At 37.5% G+C, this 18284-nt stretch carries 23 protein-coding genes; all 23 read right to left on the bottom strand.

Translation table 11 applies throughout. The features are described 5' to 3' along the window. Nucleotides 1-17 precede the first annotated feature (17 nt). The 23 genes from flhB to flgB all read right to left on the bottom strand — a co-directional run bounded on the left by flhB (nt 18) and on the right by flgB (nt 17541). Complete coding sequence (gene flhB, locus MHH88_RS05270; protein WP_069510119.1) at nt 18-1106, bottom strand: flagellar biosynthesis protein FlhB; 1089 nt, start codon at nt 1104-1106, stop codon at nt 18-20. A 1-nt stretch (nt 1107) separates the two neighbouring features. After that, nucleotides 1108-1884 (bottom strand): flagellar biosynthetic protein FliR, encoded by a 777-nt coding sequence (fliR, locus tag MHH88_RS05265; RefSeq protein ID WP_024362020.1) that lies wholly within the window; start codon nt 1882-1884, stop codon nt 1108-1110. Nucleotides 1885-1888: 4 nt separating this feature from the next. Further along, nucleotides 1889-2158 carry a flagellar biosynthesis protein FliQ gene (gene fliQ, locus MHH88_RS05260; RefSeq protein WP_024362021.1) on the bottom strand — a complete coding sequence of 90 codons (270 nt, stop codon included), beginning with the start codon at nt 2156-2158 and terminating at the stop codon, nt 1889-1891. Between the two features lie 13 nt (nt 2159-2171). After that, nucleotides 2172-2837 (bottom strand): flagellar type III secretion system pore protein FliP, encoded by a 666-nt coding sequence (fliP, locus tag MHH88_RS05255; protein WP_024362022.1) that lies wholly within the window; start codon nt 2835-2837, stop codon nt 2172-2174. Beyond that, complete coding sequence (locus MHH88_RS05250; protein ID WP_256093138.1) at nt 2834-3505, bottom strand: flagellar biosynthetic protein FliO; 672 nt, start codon at nt 3503-3505, stop codon at nt 2834-2836. Before MHH88_RS05250 ends, fliP begins: the two co-directional genes overlap by 4 nt. 10 nt (nt 3506-3515) lie before the next feature. Next, nucleotides 3516-3878: a response regulator gene (locus MHH88_RS05245; RefSeq protein ID WP_004269288.1), complete on the bottom strand. Its 363-nt coding sequence runs from the start codon at nt 3876-3878 to the stop codon at nt 3516-3518. Nucleotides 3879-3899: 21 nt separating this feature from the next. After that, the gene (fliY, locus tag MHH88_RS05240) at nt 3900-5132 is read right to left on the bottom strand and encodes a flagellar motor switch phosphatase FliY (protein WP_069510123.1); all 1233 of its coding nucleotides are present in this window, start codon (nt 5130-5132) and stop codon (nt 3900-3902) included. Further along, nucleotides 5125-6120 carry a flagellar motor switch protein FliM gene (gene fliM, locus MHH88_RS05235; protein ID WP_069510125.1) on the bottom strand — a complete coding sequence of 332 codons (996 nt, stop codon included), beginning with the start codon at nt 6118-6120 and terminating at the stop codon, nt 5125-5127. Before fliM ends, fliY begins: the two co-directional genes overlap by 8 nt. Before the next feature lie 33 nt (nt 6121-6153). Then, nucleotides 6154-6582 carry a flagellar basal body-associated protein FliL gene (gene fliL, locus MHH88_RS05230; protein ID WP_069510127.1) on the bottom strand — a complete coding sequence of 143 codons (429 nt, stop codon included), beginning with the start codon at nt 6580-6582 and terminating at the stop codon, nt 6154-6156. Next, complete coding sequence (locus MHH88_RS05225) at nt 6572-6793, bottom strand: flagellar FlbD family protein (protein WP_069510129.1); 222 nt, start codon at nt 6791-6793, stop codon at nt 6572-6574. The genes fliL and MHH88_RS05225 overlap by 11 nt, the downstream gene beginning before the upstream one ends. Nucleotides 6794-7004: 211 nt before the next feature. Beyond that, nucleotides 7005-7952: a flagellar basal body rod protein FlgG gene (flgG, locus tag MHH88_RS05220; protein WP_339261738.1), complete on the bottom strand. Its 948-nt coding sequence runs from the start codon at nt 7950-7952 to the stop codon at nt 7005-7007. A gap of 86 nt (nt 7953-8038) precedes the next feature. Further along, complete coding sequence (locus MHH88_RS05215) at nt 8039-8410, bottom strand: TIGR02530 family flagellar biosynthesis protein (protein ID WP_339261737.1); 372 nt, start codon at nt 8408-8410, stop codon at nt 8039-8041. Between the two features lie 15 nt (nt 8411-8425). After that, complete coding sequence (flgD, locus tag MHH88_RS05210; protein ID WP_339261736.1) at nt 8426-9094, bottom strand: flagellar hook assembly protein FlgD; 669 nt, start codon at nt 9092-9094, stop codon at nt 8426-8428. Between the two features lie 3 nt (nt 9095-9097). Beyond that, on the bottom strand, nt 9098-10381 hold the full coding sequence (locus MHH88_RS05205; protein WP_339261735.1) for a flagellar hook-length control protein FliK: 1284 nt from the start codon (nt 10379-10381) through the stop codon (nt 9098-9100). Nucleotides 10382-10410: 29 nt separating this feature from the next. Further along, nucleotides 10411-11019, bottom strand: a complete 609-nt coding sequence (locus tag MHH88_RS05200; protein WP_069510136.1) for a hypothetical protein — start codon at nt 11017-11019, stop codon at nt 10411-10413. Nucleotides 11020-11023: 4 nt separating this feature from the next. Then, a complete protein-coding gene (fliJ, locus tag MHH88_RS05195) occupies nt 11024-11473 on the bottom strand; it encodes a flagellar export protein FliJ (RefSeq protein ID WP_081327892.1) in 450 nt (149 codons plus the stop codon). A 1-nt stretch (nt 11474) separates the two neighbouring features. Next, complete coding sequence (gene fliI / locus MHH88_RS05190; protein ID WP_069510775.1) at nt 11475-12800, bottom strand: flagellar protein export ATPase FliI; 1326 nt, start codon at nt 12798-12800, stop codon at nt 11475-11477. A gap of 5 nt (nt 12801-12805) precedes the next feature. Continuing rightward, on the bottom strand, nt 12806-13600 hold the full coding sequence (fliH, locus tag MHH88_RS05185) for a flagellar assembly protein FliH (RefSeq protein ID WP_339261734.1): 795 nt from the start codon (nt 13598-13600) through the stop codon (nt 12806-12808). Beyond that, nucleotides 13584-14597, bottom strand: a complete 1014-nt coding sequence (gene fliG / locus MHH88_RS05180) for a flagellar motor switch protein FliG (protein ID WP_024362036.1) — start codon at nt 14595-14597, stop codon at nt 13584-13586. Before fliG ends, fliH begins: the two co-directional genes overlap by 17 nt. A 15-nt stretch (nt 14598-14612) precedes the next feature. Then, a complete protein-coding gene (fliF, locus tag MHH88_RS05175; protein ID WP_069510138.1) occupies nt 14613-16205 on the bottom strand; it encodes a flagellar basal-body MS-ring/collar protein FliF in 1593 nt (530 codons plus the stop codon). Between the two features lie 148 nt (nt 16206-16353). After that, a complete protein-coding gene (gene fliE / locus MHH88_RS05170) occupies nt 16354-16659 on the bottom strand; it encodes a flagellar hook-basal body complex protein FliE (RefSeq protein WP_069510140.1) in 306 nt (101 codons plus the stop codon). A 24-nt stretch (nt 16660-16683) separates the two neighbouring features. After that, entirely contained in the window at nt 16684-17145 is a 462-nt protein-coding gene (flgC, locus tag MHH88_RS05165; protein WP_069510141.1) for a flagellar basal body rod protein FlgC, read from the bottom strand. Between the two features lie 3 nt (nt 17146-17148). After that, a complete protein-coding gene (flgB, locus tag MHH88_RS05160) occupies nt 17149-17541 on the bottom strand; it encodes a flagellar basal body rod protein FlgB (RefSeq protein ID WP_069510142.1) in 393 nt (130 codons plus the stop codon). Between the last annotated feature and the right edge of the window lie 743 nt (nt 17542-18284).

The following is an 18284-nucleotide window of genomic DNA, read 5'->3' as shown; positions in this document are numbered from 1 at the left end:
CCTCCTACATAAAAGCTTTAAATTTTCCGCTTAATACGATAAACATAAGCGAGTACTTCAGCTATTGCTTTGAAAAATTGTTCTGGTACCTGATCGCCTATTTCTACCTGATCATACATGGCTCTGGCTAATGGTCTGTTTTCTACCATTACGACATCATGTTCTTTCGCAATCAGTTTAATTTTTTGAGCAACAAAGTCTGTCCCCTTCGCCACTACACGAGGGGCATCCATACTGTCCTCATCATACTTTAGAGCGATCGCATAGTGAGTTGGGTTAGTGATCACGACATCAGCATTTGGCACTTCTGACATCATTCGACGCATTGCCATTTCGCGCTGACGTTGCTTGATTTTTGATTTAATCAGCGGGTCACCCTCACTATTTTTATATTCATCTTTAATATCTTGTTTAGACATTTTCAGATTTTTTTCATACTCATGTTTTTGATACATCCAGTCCAATAAGGATACACACAGTAACACAAGAGAAGCCGCAATTCCCATAATGCCAACAAGTTTACCAACTGTAACAAGGGTCACCCACGGACTTTTAAATGATAGTGCTAAAACTTCATGTAAATTTGACCATATGATAATTGTTGTAACTCCACCAATAAAGGAAATCTTTAAGATTGACTTTATAAGTTCAACAATTGCTTTTACAGAAAAGATTTTTTTTAAGCCTTTAATTGGATCCATCTTTTTTAAATCAAATTTCATCGGCTCTAATGTGAATAAGAAACCAAATTGTAGAAAATTACCTGCCAAGGCTCCTACAAACGCAATTGCCATTATCGGAACAATGACATAAGCCATTTCTACTAATGTTTCGGTAAATAAATGCATTACACTGTCAATCGTAAGTGTTTCTACACGTACGTTATGGATAAATGTTTGCCTAAAAAAAGCTAACAGATCGTCTCGCAATGATCCTGCAAAGAATAATAGAAAGATAAACACCATGAGCATTACAATCGCACTGGATATGTCCTGACTCTTTACGACCTGCCCTTTTTTTCTAGCATCTTGTCGTTTTTTAGGTGTCGCCTTTTCTGTTTTTTCACCTGCAAAAAACTGTAAGTCTAAGTCCAGTAGTAGCAACATCTTATCCACCACCTAATATCGCCATTAAATCGCGCATTCCGTAAATCATAATCGTAATCAACTTTTGAATGACTTGTATCATAACCGCCATCATTGTGAAGAGCACTAAAAAACTGACACCAATTTTAATTGGAAAACCAACCACAAAGATATTTAATTGTGGCACCGTTTTTGCCGTTATACCAAGTGCTAAATCCACTAAAAACAACGTTGCTACAACAGGTGCTGCCATTTGAAACGCAATGGCAAAGACGGCAGTAAATGTTGTCATGACAAACTGGATATAATCATCTTGTGCGAAATTAGGAAATCCCTGATCTATAGGTAAAAACTGATAACTATAGAAAATTCCATCTAAAATCATATGATGACCATCAATCGCCAATAAGAACAGCAACGCCAATGTATTGAAAAATTGACCGATTAATGGACTTTGCGCCCCTGTTTGTGGGTCTATAATATTGGCAATGGCAAATCCCATTTGGAAATCGATAAAGCTTCCGGCAATTTGAATTGCCGACATGATGATATAGCCTATTAGACCTAATAACAATCCAATAACAGCTTCTTTCATCACTAAAAGTATGTAATCACCATTAAAAAGAAATGGCTCTACGTCTATTGTATAATACATCATCCAAGCTAAAACGAATGCGAGGGAAATTCGTACTTTCTGCGGAATCGTCCTATATGAAAAGAAAGGTACCGTAACAAAAAAAGCTGTTACGCGCACTAGTACTAATAAGAATACCGTTATTTGAGGGACTAGTTCATTCATGTACTCACCCTATATAACGCGTTAAATTCTCAAAAATGTCTCTCGCATAGCTCGTAACTTGTGATAACATCCACGGACCAAAGAAAACGATGGCCACTAATACTGCGACGATTTTTGGAACGAATGCTAATGTTTGCTCTTGAATCGAAGTGGTTGCTTGAAATATACTTACCGCTAAACCAGAGATTAAAGCAACTAATAATAGCGGTCCGCTTGTTAGAAGGATAATCATAATGGCACGCTCTGCTATTGAAATAACCATTTCACCTGTCATACTGTATCATCCCCTAAAAACTTTGTAGTAATGATTTCATTACAAGGTACCAGCCATCGACGAGTACAAATAATAAAATCTTAAACGGCAATGAAATCATAACCGGTGGTAACATCATCATCCCCATCGACATTAACGTACTTGCAACAATCATATCGATTACAAGGAATGGAATAAATATCATAAAACCAATTTGGAAAGCGGTTTTAATTTCGCTAAGTGCGAAAGCAGGTACTAGCATAGTAAGTGGAATTTCCTCTACAGATGCTGGCTTTTCTGCCTTATTATATTGTAAAAACAAATCTAAATCTTTTTGCCTTGTGTGCTTACTCATAAACTCTTTAAATGGCACACTTGCCTTCTCATATGCTTCTTCTAGCCCAATTTCTTCAGCAAATAGTGGCTGTAATGCCTCTTTATTGACCTCTTGAAATGTAGGAGCCATGATAAAGAAGGTTAAAAATAAGGCAAGTCCAACAATAACCTGATTAGGAGGCATTTGTTGTGTCGCCAACGCTGTACGCACAAATGAGAGCACAATGACAATCCGCGCAAATGATGTCATTAAAATTAAAATGCTCGGGGCAAGTGACAATACAGTTAATAATAAAAGGAGCTTAATAGAAGTTGAGACATTGGTTGGGTCGCTGTTGGAAAAATAATTGACTATATCATTCATTTATCATCATTCTCCTTTTGCTTCCATCTCTCTAATTCTTCACTACGCTCCTGTTTAATTTCAGAGATTTTTTTTCCAAAAAGTTCACCAAACGAATCTTGTTGTGTATTTGTTGATGAATTTTGTTTATTTTTTCTCTTAAACTTAGAAATTACTTCTGCTATATAAGGTGATGTTGCCGCAAATTCCTGTTTTTCGTTATAGAGCGCTAACAACTCTTCAACTTCCTGCGGATCGGTAATTTCACGTATCAGTTGGACATCTTCACCGACACCTACTAAATAAATCGTTTTACCTATTTGCAACAGTTGAACAGACTTTTGCGCACCTAACGATAAACCGCCTAAATTTTGTACCATTTGATTTCGTTGAAAAGTTAAATTTCTTTTATTTAAAAACTTCATCAACCCATAAAATAAAGCTACAACAAAAATAAGCGCCAAAACCATTTTTATGTATTCCCATGCAGAAACATCTCCAGCTGCTGAAACAACTGTATCTTCTTTCGCAGCTGGGTCTGAATTATCCTTACATTCCTCTGGTTTTTTCATACAATACTCAATGCTATTTGTATCGGTATCTGCATGAACAGAAACTGTTGGTGGGTACACAAATAGGAAGGTTACAAGAAATGCGAAAATCATCGTGACACGAAATGATTTTAACATTTGCATGAAATCATCCTAGTGCTTTTTGAATCGCTTCAATTACACGATCAGCTTGGAAAGGCTTAACAATAAAGTCTTTCGCGCCAGCTTGAATTGCATCGATTACCATCGCTTGTTGTCCCATTGCTGAACACATGATTACTGTTGCGCTTGGATCAGTACCTTTAATCGCTTTAAGAGCCGCAATACCATCCATTTCAGGCATTGTAATATCCATTGTTACTAAATCTGGCTTTAATTCGTTGTATTTTTCAACAGCCTGTAGACCATCGGCAGCTTCCCCTACAACTTCAAATCCGTTTTTGGATAAAATATCCTTGATCATCATGCGCATAAATGCAGCATCGTCTACAATCAAAATTCTTTTAGACATGGTTAACTCCTCCAATTGAAACTATCTTAAATTATTTAAACGCTCTGCTTGACTTAAAACATCTGTAATGCGGACACCGAAGTTTTCATCAATAACAACAACTTCGCCTTTGGCAATTAGACGACTATTTACTAGAATATCAACTGGTTCCCCTGCTAATTTATCTAATTCTATAATCGATCCACTAGCTAGTTCTAAAATCTCTTTAACAGAACGTTTCGTACGTCCTAACTCTACAGTAACTTGCAATGGAATATCAAGTAGCATATTTAAATTTCTAGCCTCAGATTGAGAGATTACATTTGGATCAAAGCTAGCAAACTGTGCTTGCTGAACATTTACAGGTTGAACTGGTCTTTGTTGCGTATGAATTTGTTGTTGTTCTTGATACATTGGTGGTTGCTCTTGATACATCGGCTGTTGCACTGGTGCAGCGGGTTGTTGATATGCCGGTTGCTGTGCTGGTGGCGGTGTATGTTGAACTGGTGGTGGCGCAATTGGCGCTTCCGGTGCAATTGTAGCTGCAACTGGCTCTGCAATCGCCTCTGTTTCACCTAATAATGATTTGACAATATTTTGACTAAACTTAAGTGGTAATAATTGCATTAAGTTCGAATCAATTAAATTACCAATACGAAGTCGGAATGAAACTTTTACTAGTAAATCGTCCTCTGGAATATTGTCTCGACCTTCATTTTTAGAAATATTCATTAGATCGATTGTCGGTGGCGAAATATCCACCTTTTTGTTGAATACTGTCGACATGGATGTTGCCGCAGAACCCATCATTTGATTCATCGCTTCTTGTACTGCACTTAGTTGAATCTCACCTAGGTCAGGCTTAGGGTTTAAACCGTCCCCACCTAACATTAAATCAGCTATAATGGCAGCATCTGATTGTTTAATAACAAGTAAGTTCATACCTGTTAAACCAATCGTATATTCTACCTGTACTGCTACATACGGATGAGGAAATTCCTCTTCTAACTTATTGCGGTTAATCATTGAAATACTAGGGGTAGTAATGTCTACTTTTTGTCCTAATAACGCAGAAAGAGCAGTAGCTGAACTACCAAAAGATATATTGCCAACTTCACCGAGTGCATCTTGAGCAAACGAATCAAGGTAATCCTCTACTCTTACCTCATTTTGTTCTTCTTTTGTAGAAGCTTCGCTGTCGTTCATTCTATCGTCCAACGTTTCGCCCCTTAATAACGCTTCAATTTCTTCTTGGGAGAGCATTTCATCACTCATCTTCGTCTCCTCCTTTCAAAGGGTCGATAATCTGGATTGCTAATTTTTTACCCTGTTTTCCGGGTTGTACTGTGAATTTAGGCAATGTACCTACTTTCAGCAGCAGTGGATCATCAATTTTTTGTTCTAATTGAATGACATCACCGACTTGCATCATTAAGAAGTCTTCAATGGTGATGTCGCTAATGCCTAGCTCAACAGAAAGAGGCAATTTAGCTTGTTTAACACGTGTTTCAAGCATTTTTGTTTGCTCTGGTGACATCTCTTTTGTATTAGTTTGCATCCAATAGCGAACAGATAGATTTGGTACAATTGGCTCTAAAACAACATGCGGAATACAAATATTAATCATACCGCTTGTCTCACCAATAATCGTATTTAACGAAATTACGACTACCGTTTCATTTGGTGAAATCATTTGTAAAAACTGAGGATTTACCTCAAGCTCTACTAAAATCGGGTCGATTTCAGCAACATTTTCCCATGCTTCGCGTAAATTGTCGAATGAGCGTTCAAAGAGATTTGTCATAATTTTTGTTTCAATTTCTGTTAAGTTATCAACATTACTATGACTTGCTCCACTACCACCCATTAAACGATCTAACATCGAATAAGCAATGTTCGGGTTTATTTCCATCAATATATTACCATCAAGTGGTGGCACTTCAAACACATTAATGAGCGTCATATTCGGAATTGAACGAACAAACTCTTCAAAGGGTATTTGGTCTACTGATGCTACTGTAATTTGTACATAGCTTCTTAACTGTGCAGAAAAGAAGGTAGTCAGTAGTCGTGCAAAATTCTCATGTATTCGGGTCAAACTTCGGATTTGATCTTTTGAGAAGCGCAATGCTCGCTTAAAGTCATAAACTTTAACCTTTCGTCCCTCGTCCTCTTTTTTAATGTCATCCGCTGACATTTCTCCGGTCGAGATTGCGGATAGTAGCGCATCTATCTCAGATTGGGATAACACATCTCCTGCCATTTGCCCACCTCCATTTCAAGCAGTTTCTAATTTTTATTGAAAGATGTAGGAGGTAATATATACTTGTTGAATTTCTCCCTCTTGCATCAATTCATTTAACTGTGTTTTTATTGCCTTTTCAAACATTATTTTACCTTGCTTGCCATCTAAATCTTTTTGTTCCATTTCTGAAAGCTCTTGAATAATTAAATTATTCGTTTGGAAATCACGCTTCTTTAACTCTTCTGCAGCGTCCTTGCTAGAAGTTTGGATTTTTAGCGTCATGCGCACAACCCTTTTATCAGCAAGATTGGTCATAATTTCAGGAACATCAACAGAGGCTTCTACAATATCGTCTATTGATGGTTCAAGTGATGCTGCCGGCTTATTGAATTGAGTAAATAATACAAACGCAATAACGCCAATAAGTATAATTGCCACTAGTACGATGATAATCATCGTTAACACTTTATTATTCTTCATCTTCTTCACCTCGTAGATGCGGGTTTGATAGTACTTGTATATTGTTATAAAAAGCTGCTGCCTTTTGTCGCACCTCATCTTCACTCTGTAACACTATAATTTTTGTTCCTGTTGTTAAAGTAATAGTCGTATCTGGGAAAGATTCGACTGTTTCTATGTATAAAGCATTCAGTGTAAATGCTTTGCCATTTAGTCGTGTTAGTTCAATCATTGAAATAGGGCCGGTCTAGCGCAAGAGCCGGCCCGACCCTCCCTCATATTGAAAATTATGTTTTATAGCTCGAACGCCATCTACGCATAGCCTCTTGTTCCATCATCCAAAGGTCTGCTAAATTACTAGCATCTATTTGGCTATTGCATACTTGAAGGCTTAAAAACTATGAGATAGCAGCTTTCGAAACTAGAAGTAACTAATTTCTAAACTATCGTTTTAAGTTAACTAATTCTTGAAGAACCTCATCCGATGTAGTAATAATACGCGTATTCGCTTGGAAGCCACGTTGCGCTACAATCATTTCAGTAAATTCTTCAGATAAGTCTACGTTGGACATTTCAAGTGCACCTGCCGTAATTGACCCCATACCTGCTACTGTAGCAATTTGTCCATAAGGTGCTCCAGAGTTAGCAGTTGCTTGGAAGTAGTTACTACCTACTTTTTCAAGACCACCTGCATTAGGGAATTTAACCATAACAATTTGACCTGCATATTGTCTATATCCATTTGCATCCACATATTCAACCGTTCCATCTGGACCGATGCTTATAGATTTAGCAGTTGTTGGGATTTTAATTGGGTTATTACCGTCAAAAGTAAATGTATCGTTTTCTCCAAGTAAATCCTCCGTTATCCCATTAAGCGGGCTGGCTTCTTTATCTGCTTCTGCATTACTTTCAGTTGAGTCAGTTTCATACAATGTATCATTGGCATGACCCACTAAATATTTCCCTTCTGCATTCACTAAATAACCTGCATTATCCATGTAGAAGTTACCTGCACGTGTATAAACAACGTTTGTATAGTTTTCTGCCACACCATCCGTATTTGACACAGAGTCAGCTACCATAAAGAAGCCTTCACCTTGAATGGCAAGATCCAATGGGCGGTCTGTCGTTTGACGTGAGCCAGAACCGTGAACTGTATCAATTGCTGCAAGTGTTGAACCAAGCCCTACTTGTAAAGGGTTTGTACCACCACGAGTAGGCGTTGCAGCTGAAGCACCTCCGCTTGTTTGAGATAGGATGTCTTTGAAAATCACGCGACCTTTTTTAAATCCATACGTGTTTACATTGGCAATATTATTGCCAATAACATCTAGCTTTGTTTGGAAGTTTTTAAGACCTGAAATACCTGAATACATAGAACGTAACATAAGTTGTCGTTCTCCCTTCATTTTTTGAATTGTGCGCCTCTGTCAGTCAGCAACACATAGGCTTCCTTACTAAAGAAGGTCCAGCCTTAAAGCACGATTGTGCCATCAATATTAGTAAACAGTTGTTGCTTTGCTTCCGTGCGATCCATTGCTGTAATAACAGTAGCATTTTTAGCACTGACAATTAAAGCTGCTTGATCCATCAAGACTAATGGTTGTTTGACACCTTTGGATTGTGCCTCAAATACCTTGTCAGATACAACCTGCCATTCCTGTTCAGTAATCGCGATATTACGCTCTTTAATGCGTTCATGAGCATGCTTACTGACTTTTAGCTCCTGTTGATTCGTCGCCTCATGTAAATGCGCACTAAACGATTGCTGTGTATTGGTAGGTGTAGGTTGCTTTTGGCGAATAGTTGGATACAATGGGACACGATGAATTGAAAATTTATCCATCTTTCTCCACCACCTTTATTCGCTTATTACTGTAAATTCTTTCCCTGCTAGTTTTTTGCCATTTGCTAATTCGTAATAAATAATGCCATCTTTATTAGATACAGAAGTGATTCTACCTTGTGCATCTTGTTCCCCGTCTTTGTACGTAACATTTTTGCCGATTAGCATACTCGCTTGCACAAGCGGTGATTCAGTTGATGTATTGTTTTCACCTGTGCTCGTTTCTTTATTACCAAGAATAGCAGAGATGTTTCCAGGATAGATTTCCTTACCATCTGCTAATACAAACACGGCTTCCCCATCAACAAATTTTAAAGATTGGATAACGCCAGAACCTTCTTTTACAATCGGCTTTTTATCTTCATCCACTTCTTCTGTGATTTCATGCCATTTTACTTCTTTCCCAACAAATGATGTATAGTTCATAAGCTGTGATTGTTGTTGAGACATCAGTAATGATTCCATCGCCTTTGTCATATTTTGCATTTGCTCTAAAGATGAGAACTGCGCCATTTGAGCAATAAATTCTCGGTCATCCATAGGATTTGTTGGATCTTGATGCTGTAATTGTGTAATTAATAACTTTAAAAATGCATCTTTACCGAGCTCACTACTACCCGTTTGTTTAGTTGGTGCACTATAGTTTGAATAGTAAAGATCATTTGTAATTTTCGTTTCAGCCACTGTTTACACCTCCTCAATTTCTAAATAATCATGGAAGGACATACTCTCTTCGTTATCCTCATTTTGTTGCTCTTGTTCTTCTTGCTGTTGTCGCTTAAAGAAGTTGTTAAAGAAGTGTTGATCTCGCTGTTGTCTATCAGCATCCTGCAACGACTGTGCAATATCGAGTCGCTCCACTTGGATATTTTGCTGAACAAACGCTTGCTTTAACTGATGTGCTTGACTGTCAAGCAGTTCACGCCCGTGCGCAGTAGATGCTAGTAGACGAGCAGTTAAAACACCGTCATTTTGGACAAGCTCGATTCGAATTGTACCAAGATTTTCAGGATATAATTTTAATGTTAAACGTGTAATTCCTTGCGCATTAGAAATTTGAGCTTTATTGATGATTGCCTGCATTTCTTTCAGTAATGCTTCCGATTGAGCTGGCTTAGCTGTTGGCAAAGTTACTTGGAATGTATCTGCTTTTGTTTGTACTGTATTTGCTGTCACCATTTCACTAGCATTTGTATCGCTTTGTTTCGTCACTTGTACTTGCTGAATGACTTGTTGGAAACCTTGCAACGGCAATGTAACGGTTGTTTTTGTGGTAACTTGTTGTGCAGTTTGAATCGTTTCAATTTGCGTTTGCAACGTTGTTAAAAATTGTTGAACGTTTGACAAGCTATTTTCTTGAGACATTGTTAAATCTGTTTTTTGTCCAACCAATTGTGTTAGTTTTAATACTTGAAGTAGGGTTGTAGCCTCTTCGGGCGTTACTTGTCCTTCCCCTTGTAAAGCAGCTACCAACTGTGTCTGTAACACAGGTGCTTGAGCGTCTACTAAAGTGAGTAGCTCCCATACATCGCTCGCTTGCTGTTCTTCCCCTAGAAGTTGTTGAACCAATTTCTGAAGTTGCTCTTTATCTACATTCAATGCAGCCATTAAATTGTCTAAATTCAACATCTCATCCATAGCTACTGCTTTGCCATCTTCCCCTATTTGAAGCATTAACAAGCCTTCGTCATGCGGGATTTCTAACAAATCTAACAATTCCTCGATAGATTGAGTATTTAATAATTCCTCTAGTTCAGCTAGCTTATCGTTGTCTTGTGTTTCACTGCTCTGTGATATGTTATTTTGCTGGTTCGTTGAAGCTACTACTTGTCCAAATACAGAACCAAATCTTGATACTTTATCTTGAGCTGTCCCTGCATTTGTTTTTACTTCAGCATTACTAGCTGACACAGCTTTCGGCGAAGCAGTATTTACTTTAGAAGCCGTCATATTCAACATTGCAATATTCATGTTTTTTCACCTCCTTTTCAATTGTTTTTTTATTGTTTAGCCATCAGTTCAGTATATTTCGCAGCATCTTGTGGTTCCATTTTTTCTAGAATAGCTGCTAACTTATCCGGTTTTAAGCTTGATAAAATGCGCAACGCCTGTGCATCGCTCATTTTTATAAGCACCGGTGCTGCTGCTTTAGGTGACATCTTATCAAAAGTAGACAAAATATCATTGAAATCACGTTTCACATCATCTTGTTCTCGATTTAATTTTTCTATTTCAAACTGTAATTTCTCTTGTTCCGTCAACAATTTTTCTTTCTCAGTTGTCGTGTCATCTAATTTTTTTTGCAATTGAGCTATTTCGGCTTCTTTTTCTTGTAATTCTGCCTGTAAACTTACAACTTTGGAATCATCAATTACAACAGCATCTTTCGCTTGCTGTGCCTCTGATTCAACAAAAGGTAAGCTACTTACTGCTTTTTTTCCTAAATCAAAGACGTTCGTATTCATTAACGTTGCTACAACAAGTAACACCGCTACTACGAACATAACAGGTATTAATATCCATATAAAAAACTTTTGGAAACCTCCTGATTTACGTGGTGGCTGTTGTACTTCTAATTCAGTTTTAATACGGTTTTCTTTTTTCGCCATGAAATCACCTGATTTCTTTCTTGAAATACGTAAGTGAAGAAATTTCATCTAAAAATATGCTCTCAATGCGATCTTGTTCTTGTTGAAAAGACTTATAATCTTTTTCACGCATTTTTTCAAATTTACGTACTTCCAAGTTTTTTTCTAATAGTTTTTCTTCGTACCAATTCATTTTAGAACGTGCCTGTACAACTTTTTGTTGCACGTCGGCAATAGTCTTTTCAAGGCTATCAATAAAACGAGCATAGTGATGAATTTCCTCTATTGATGATCCTACAACTAAACGTTCTTGCTGAAATTCTATTAAATTCTCTTTCTTTTTCAGCAAGTCATACAACTTTGTTGCAACCTCTTCAAAAGAACGAACAGATTCTTTATAGGCAATTTCAGTTTCATTTTTTTCTTGTTCTCGAATGGTTAGCACTTTTTCAAAACGATACATATAACTTACCAACCTACTTGCCACCACCGTTCGATAATGTAATCAACTCATTCATACTTTCCTCAAGCGTCACCTTATCTAAATACCCTTGCTTTAAATAAGCCGTAATGAGCGGTTCATAATGAATGGCCTCATCAATCTCTTTGGATGTCCCACGCTTATATGCACCGATATTAATTAAGTCCTCTGATTTGTCATATGTATAATAAAGCTCACGTAAACGCTCGGCCGCTTTTTTATGCGCTGGCTCTGCCACATGATTCATTAAACGACTGACACTTTTCAGCACATTAATAGCAGGATATTGGCCCTTATTAGCGAGGTTTCGGTCAAGTACAATATGTCCGTCTAAAATACCTCGCACAGTATCAGCAATAGGCTCGTTCATATCATCACCGTCAACTAATACTGTGTAAAAGGCAGTAATCGAACCTTTTTCATTTGTCCCAGTGCGCTCTAATAATTTTGGTAAAATCGCAAATACAGATGGCGTATAGCCTTTTTGAGCAGGGGGTTCACCTGTTGCAAGCCCTATTTCCCGCTGTGCCATTGCAACACGCGTCACGGAGTCCATCATCAACATGACATTTAAGCCACGATTTCTAAAGTACTCTGCAATGGCCGTTGCAGTAAATGCTCCTTTAATACGCATTAGCGCAGGTTGATCTGACGTAGCTGCCACAACGATTGAACGGCTTAACCCTTCAGATCCTAAATCTCTTTCAATAAATTCGCGCACCTCACGGCCACGCTCTCCAACTAACGCAATGACATTTAAATCAGCTTGTGTATTGCGCGCAATCATACCTAGTAATGTACTTTTACCTACCCCAGAGCCGGCGAAGATACCTACACGTTGTCCGTTGCCGACAGTTAACATTCCATCAATTGCTTTTACTCCAACCTCAAGTCTTTCGTTAATAGGCGGACGAGTAAGGGGATTGGGTGGGTCTTGTTCAGTCGGTACAGACATTAATCCTTTCGGTAACAAAGTGCCATCAATAGGATTCCCCATTGAATCTAGAACTTTGCCAATTAACTCTGGTCCAACTTTAATTTCAAGCGGTGCCCCTGTTCCTTCTACTAAGCAACCAATCGATATTTCTCGAAGCGAGGTATAAGGCATCAAAACAACAATTTCATCTTTGAAGCCAACAACCTCTGCTAAAATGATTTGATGACCGTTCTTCGACGTTTCAACATGAATTTTACACACATCACCGATGGAACTATCGGGACCTTGCGACTCAATCATTAAGCCGACAACTCTCGTTACTCTACCAAACTTTTTGAAAGTCGGTATATTTGGAATATGTTCGATTAATTGAGCCGTTTTCATGTCGATCATTCCTTACTTTCTAATATTTCAAGTAGCTTGATTCTTAATTCATTTAATTGCTCGTCAATACTGACAACTATCCGACCATGATTTGTTTCGATATAGCAATCTGTTTCGTTTGCAAAATCCTCATTAACAAAAATCATAAATGGTACGTCCGTCGGGAACATTTCTGCCAATTCATCACGATTAGATGTAATTAAGCCATAATATGTAGGAGAAACGTAGATTTTAATTTCTTTCATTTCTCTCGCTTCTTTAAGACCTCTATGAACAATGGATAGATATAGTTCATTGTTTTGCTCTAATGAAGTCCCTATAATACGTTCTGCAGCAGTTAAGCCTAGTTCCAAAATAATTGCTTCTTGATCTTGGATATATTTTTTTGCATTTTCCCCAGCTTGTGCAATGATTTCATTCGCTGTTTGAAGGGATTGCGCCATTGCTTCTGTGGCTCTGTTTGTACCATCCTCATAGCCTTGACCATACCCTTCATCATACGCTTCTTGTACACGATTTGGGCGTTCTTCTTCCCAGCTTTGTTTCATATGCTCAATTTCTTGGAAGTGCATTTGCTTCTCTTGTTCAAAGGCTTGTCGTGCCGCTTGAATTTCAGCTCGAGCCTCTGCAAGTAAGCGATCACGTTCGGCAAATACATCTTCCATGGTCATTTGATGATGAGATGTTTCATCTGTTTCCATTTCGGGTATATCAAACATATCACGAATTTGTATCTTCTTTACATTATCGCCATTGGACTGTGTGTATACAGAACGGATGATTCTAGACAATGACGTCATCTCCTCCACCACGTGCAATAATAATCTCACCAGCATCCTCTAAGCGACGAATAACAGCAACAATTCGCGATTGAGCTTCTTCTACGTCACGCAAACGAACTGGCCCCATAATTTCCATTTCTTCTTTGAAAGTATCTGCCATTCGTTGTGACATATTTCGGAAGATAATATCTTTTACTTCTTCGCTTGACACTTTCATTGAAAGGAGTAAATCTTCGTTTTCACAATCACGGATAACACGCTGAATCGAACGGTTGTCAAGCGTAACGATATCTTCGAATACAAACATGCGTTTTTTGATTTCTTCTGCAAGCTCTGGGTCTTGAATTTCGAGTGCATCGAGAATCGTTTTTTCCGTTTGTCGGTCTACACCATTTAATACTTCAACGACTGCATCTATACCACCTGTTTCTGTGTAGTCTTGCGTCACAGTTGAAGATAGTTTACGTTCTAAGACAGACTCGATTTCACTAATTACTTCTGGTGAAGTTGACTCCATCATTGCGATACGCTTAGCTATATCAGCTTGTACTTCTTGTGGTAATGAAGATAAAATAACACCCGCCTGTCCTGCTTCTAAATAAGAAAGAATAAGGGCAATTGTTTGTGGATGTTCATTTTGAATAAAGTTAAAAATTTGTGCAGGATCTGCTCTACGTGCAAAGTCGAATGGGCGCACTTGTAAGGAAGAAGTCAAACGATTAATGATTGTTTGAGCTTGTTCAATACCTAGTGCTTTCTCTAATACCGTCTTCGCGTAGCCAATACCGCCTTGTGTAATATAATCTTGCGCAAGTGCAATATTGTGGAATTCTTCAATAATTTCTTCTTTTACATTTGCTTCTACTTTTTTAACACTTGAAATTTCTAACGTTAAACGTTCAATTTCTTCCTCAGTTAAATGTTTATAGACAGAAGCTGAAACCTCAGGCCCTAGTGAAATTAACAAGAGTGCGGCCTTTTGTTTTCCGGTTAATTCCTTATCTTTCTTGGACACAGCAGAACCTCCTAGTTAGTCTTCCGCAATCCAACTACGCAGTAACTTTGCAAAATCATCAGGCTTTTCTTTCGCCATTTTTTCAAGTTGCTTACGACGCATTGTAGCTTCCGTTTCAATTTCTTCATTAATATCATCAATCATCAATTCTTCTTGTTCTTCTAGGATACTTAACTCTTCTTCTTCCTTCGCACGTTTACGTGAACGGATAATAAAGAATGCAAGTAATAGAATAACAGCTAGTAAAATACCTCCAACTACCCAAACCCACCATGGGATAACAGGTGTTTCATCAGCAGTATCAGCTACCTTACCATTTAACGCTTGGACAGAAACAGCCACTTTTTCATCAATTTGCTCTTGAGTAAGTTCCGCTGCTACATCCTTTGAAATTGTCGTACGAACAATAGTACTTAAAATTTTCTCAATGTCTTGTTGTACACCATCAGGTAGTGATGCTGCGTCTGTAGCTGTTGGTGGCTCCACAATTACTTGGATGCCAATGTCTTGAATTTTATATGGTGCTTCTTGAATATCTTTACGAATACGGTTGACGTCATTATTGATCGTTTCTTCCGTACGTTCGTAATCACCATTTCCTGTTGCACCCTCATTGTATGTTGTGAAATTATCTGTTGTTGTTTCAGCTTCAGGTGTACCCATTGCTGCATTACCAGTACCAGAATATTGCTCTGAAATACGTTGGGCACTAATCGCAATCCCTGCCATATTCTCTTCATCAACTGGTGTTACTAAGTTTTCTTCACGATTTTCCTTTTTAAAGTCAATGTCTGTTGTAACCGAAACAATTACTTTATCTTGTCCCATCAGTGTCCCTAGCATATTTTGCACTTGACGTTGTAAGTCACGTTCAACCAATTTCTTCATTTGTAATTGACCTTCAGCTGTCGTTGTCGATGTACCATCTGTTGTTGCAGCGTTTAAATCAAAGTACTCTGAGAATTGATTCGAGATTACAATGTTATCTGTTTTTAAATTCGGAATACTTTTTGAAACTAAGTTGTACATTGTTGCAATTTGTTGTTCTGTAAACTTATAGCCAGGATCTGTGTTCAATACAATGGATGCAGTTGCATCTTCTTTTACATCCTGTATGAAAACTCCTTCTTCAGGAAGAGTAATCATCACTTTTGCATCTTTTACGCCCTCTAGATTTTTGATTAGCTTAGCGATTTCTGTTTCAGTTGCAGCTTTTTTCAATAAATTGAATTCATTGTCCGTCATACCGAAGCCAGAACTATTAGCAAAAGAGTAATCAATTGTTCCAGTCTGTGGATATCCTTCTGATGCTAGTTGCACCAATAATGAATCTACCTGTTCTTGGGGCACTAATATAGATGTGCCTCCTGGGGCAATTTCATATTTTACACCTTGAGAATCCAAAGCTTCTTTTACTTGCCCGATTTCTCTTGTGGATAAATCTTTATAGAGCGGAACATATGTAGTTTTTGTTGCAAAAAACGTAATGATAGCTGCAAGTGCTATCACACCTACTACAGAACTAAGCATTACTATTTTTTGTGTTTTACTCCGACTTTTCCAAAATTGGCTGGTGTCGGTTTTTATTTTCGTCAATCGTTCATTCATTATGAATCCTCCGGTTATAGTGAATAACCTAGCAATCAATAATTCGCGATAACAGTGGAATCTCATGGAAGTATGAATATAAAATATTTAGTTCCATGAGAAGCCTAATTAATTGGATTGGTGTCTTTTCTTCACCAACGCAATTAAATTAGACACTCATTCGCATTATTTCTTGGTAAGCTTCAATCACCTTATTGCGAACTTCAAGTGTTGCGTTTAATGTAATGCTCGCCTTTTGAGATGCAATCATTACTTCGTGCAACTCCACATCTCCACCAGTTATTAGCTTTTGTGTTAAATTATCAGAAGTGATTTGCTGATCATTCACTTTCGCTATTGCCTCTTTTAACGAATTCGCAAAGCTTTGTTGCGCTTCGTAAGGTGTCGTATTTAGTTTATTTGTTTCATTTACAACCTGAGTAGGTGTCATTAGTGAAACGGACGAAATTGCCATTATGTATCCATCCTTTCTTTATGTTTATTTACCAATCTCCAACGCCTTTGTCAGCATTGACTTATTTGCATTTAAAACCGTAATGTTCGCCTCGTAAGAACGCGTAGCAGACATTAAATCTACCATTTCTTTTAACGGGTCAACATTTGGCATGTTGACATAGCCTTCTGCATTAGCATCTGGATGTGTCGGATCATACACTAATTTGAAAGGTGTTTCTGTATCTTCCTTAATTCGTGATACTTTCACACCATTCCCCACGCCACCTTTAGCATTTTTTCCGATTGCTACATTAAGAAACTTTGAAAATTGCCCTTCTTGCGCGGAAAAAGTGACAGACTTCCGTCGGTAAGGCTCCCATTCCCCATTTACTTGCTTAGCACGGGTAGTATCCATGTTTGCCATATTGGAAGAAATAACATCCATGCGCAACCTTTGTGCTGTTAAAGCAGAGGCAGTGGTATTCATTCCATGAAAAATAGACATTTATTACTTACCTCCTTTAATAACTGTATTGAGTGTATTTAACTTACCATTTACACGGTCGATTAAAGCATTGTAGTAGATTTGATTTTCTGCTAATTTCGTTTGTTCAGCATCCATATCTACAGCATTTCCGTTATTTCGATATCGTAAGCCAGCAATATTATGAACACCTGGTGTCGATTGTTTTATTTCGAAATCATAATGTCTAATATCTGTGCGATATGCCGAAATAGATGTTTGTTTCTCATTCTCCAACATATCCTTAAAACTTACACTTTTCGCCTTATAATTTGGTGTATCGACATTCGCAATGTTATTTGCGATTGTTTTATGATTCAAAGTTGCATAGGAAAGTCCGTTTTCCAGGCTACTAATAGTTCCTCCAAATAAGTTCAAAACCATTCACCTCATTTTAATTCAATCTATGTACTTCTTATTTTATCCAATAATACAATTGTAATTAAGATGATACGTAGTGTCTATTGTCTTTTGTCATTTTTTAATAGTAGATACGCCCTATTTTTTTAGAAGTTTAACCAGGACAAATATGCCCCATCCCTTGGGGCACTAAGCATCGATGCGTTTCGTCTTATTTCTAGTTATTTTACACTATTTCGACAGTGTTTACTGTATTAGTATCAATTATCTCCCTGTTTATTACTAGATAGGGTTGGATAAAAATTACAAATTGTGATTTTTCGGTAAAAAAAAGTCCCTTTTTACTATATTTAATATGATTATATAAGTAACCTTCTAGAATTGTAATTATGAAATTTTTCACGTATCGACAAAAAAAGGCTACTTAAATGACTATCTTATGTACAGATGTACTTTCAGCGAACTGATTACTTTTCAGGCGCTTCCCTGAAAAATTCTCTAAATGTAAAGATTAGATTCCTTCCAAATAAGCACATTATTCTCGGATAAGCATTAATTCTTTGCTTAACGAATTTGAATTGTACCTTCGTTTTAGTAAAAACAACTCCCCATTTCCACAATAAACAGACCATAGGATGCAGTTACAATACTTACAAAAGATGGATTTTAAATTTCTCTACTAAAAAAGCCCTACCATATTTTTCCCTATTAGAAATACAAGATTGGACCCATTCACAAAAATGACACATATACCATTTGGT

The organism is Lysinibacillus sp. FSL K6-3209 (assembly GCF_037976175.1).
In the GTDB taxonomy this organism is placed as follows: Bacteria; Bacillota; Bacilli; order Bacillales_A; family Planococcaceae; genus Lysinibacillus; species Lysinibacillus sphaericus_D.
The sequence above is the reverse complement of the archived record's forward strand: the minus strand, read 5'-3'. Positions and strand labels throughout refer to the sequence as shown.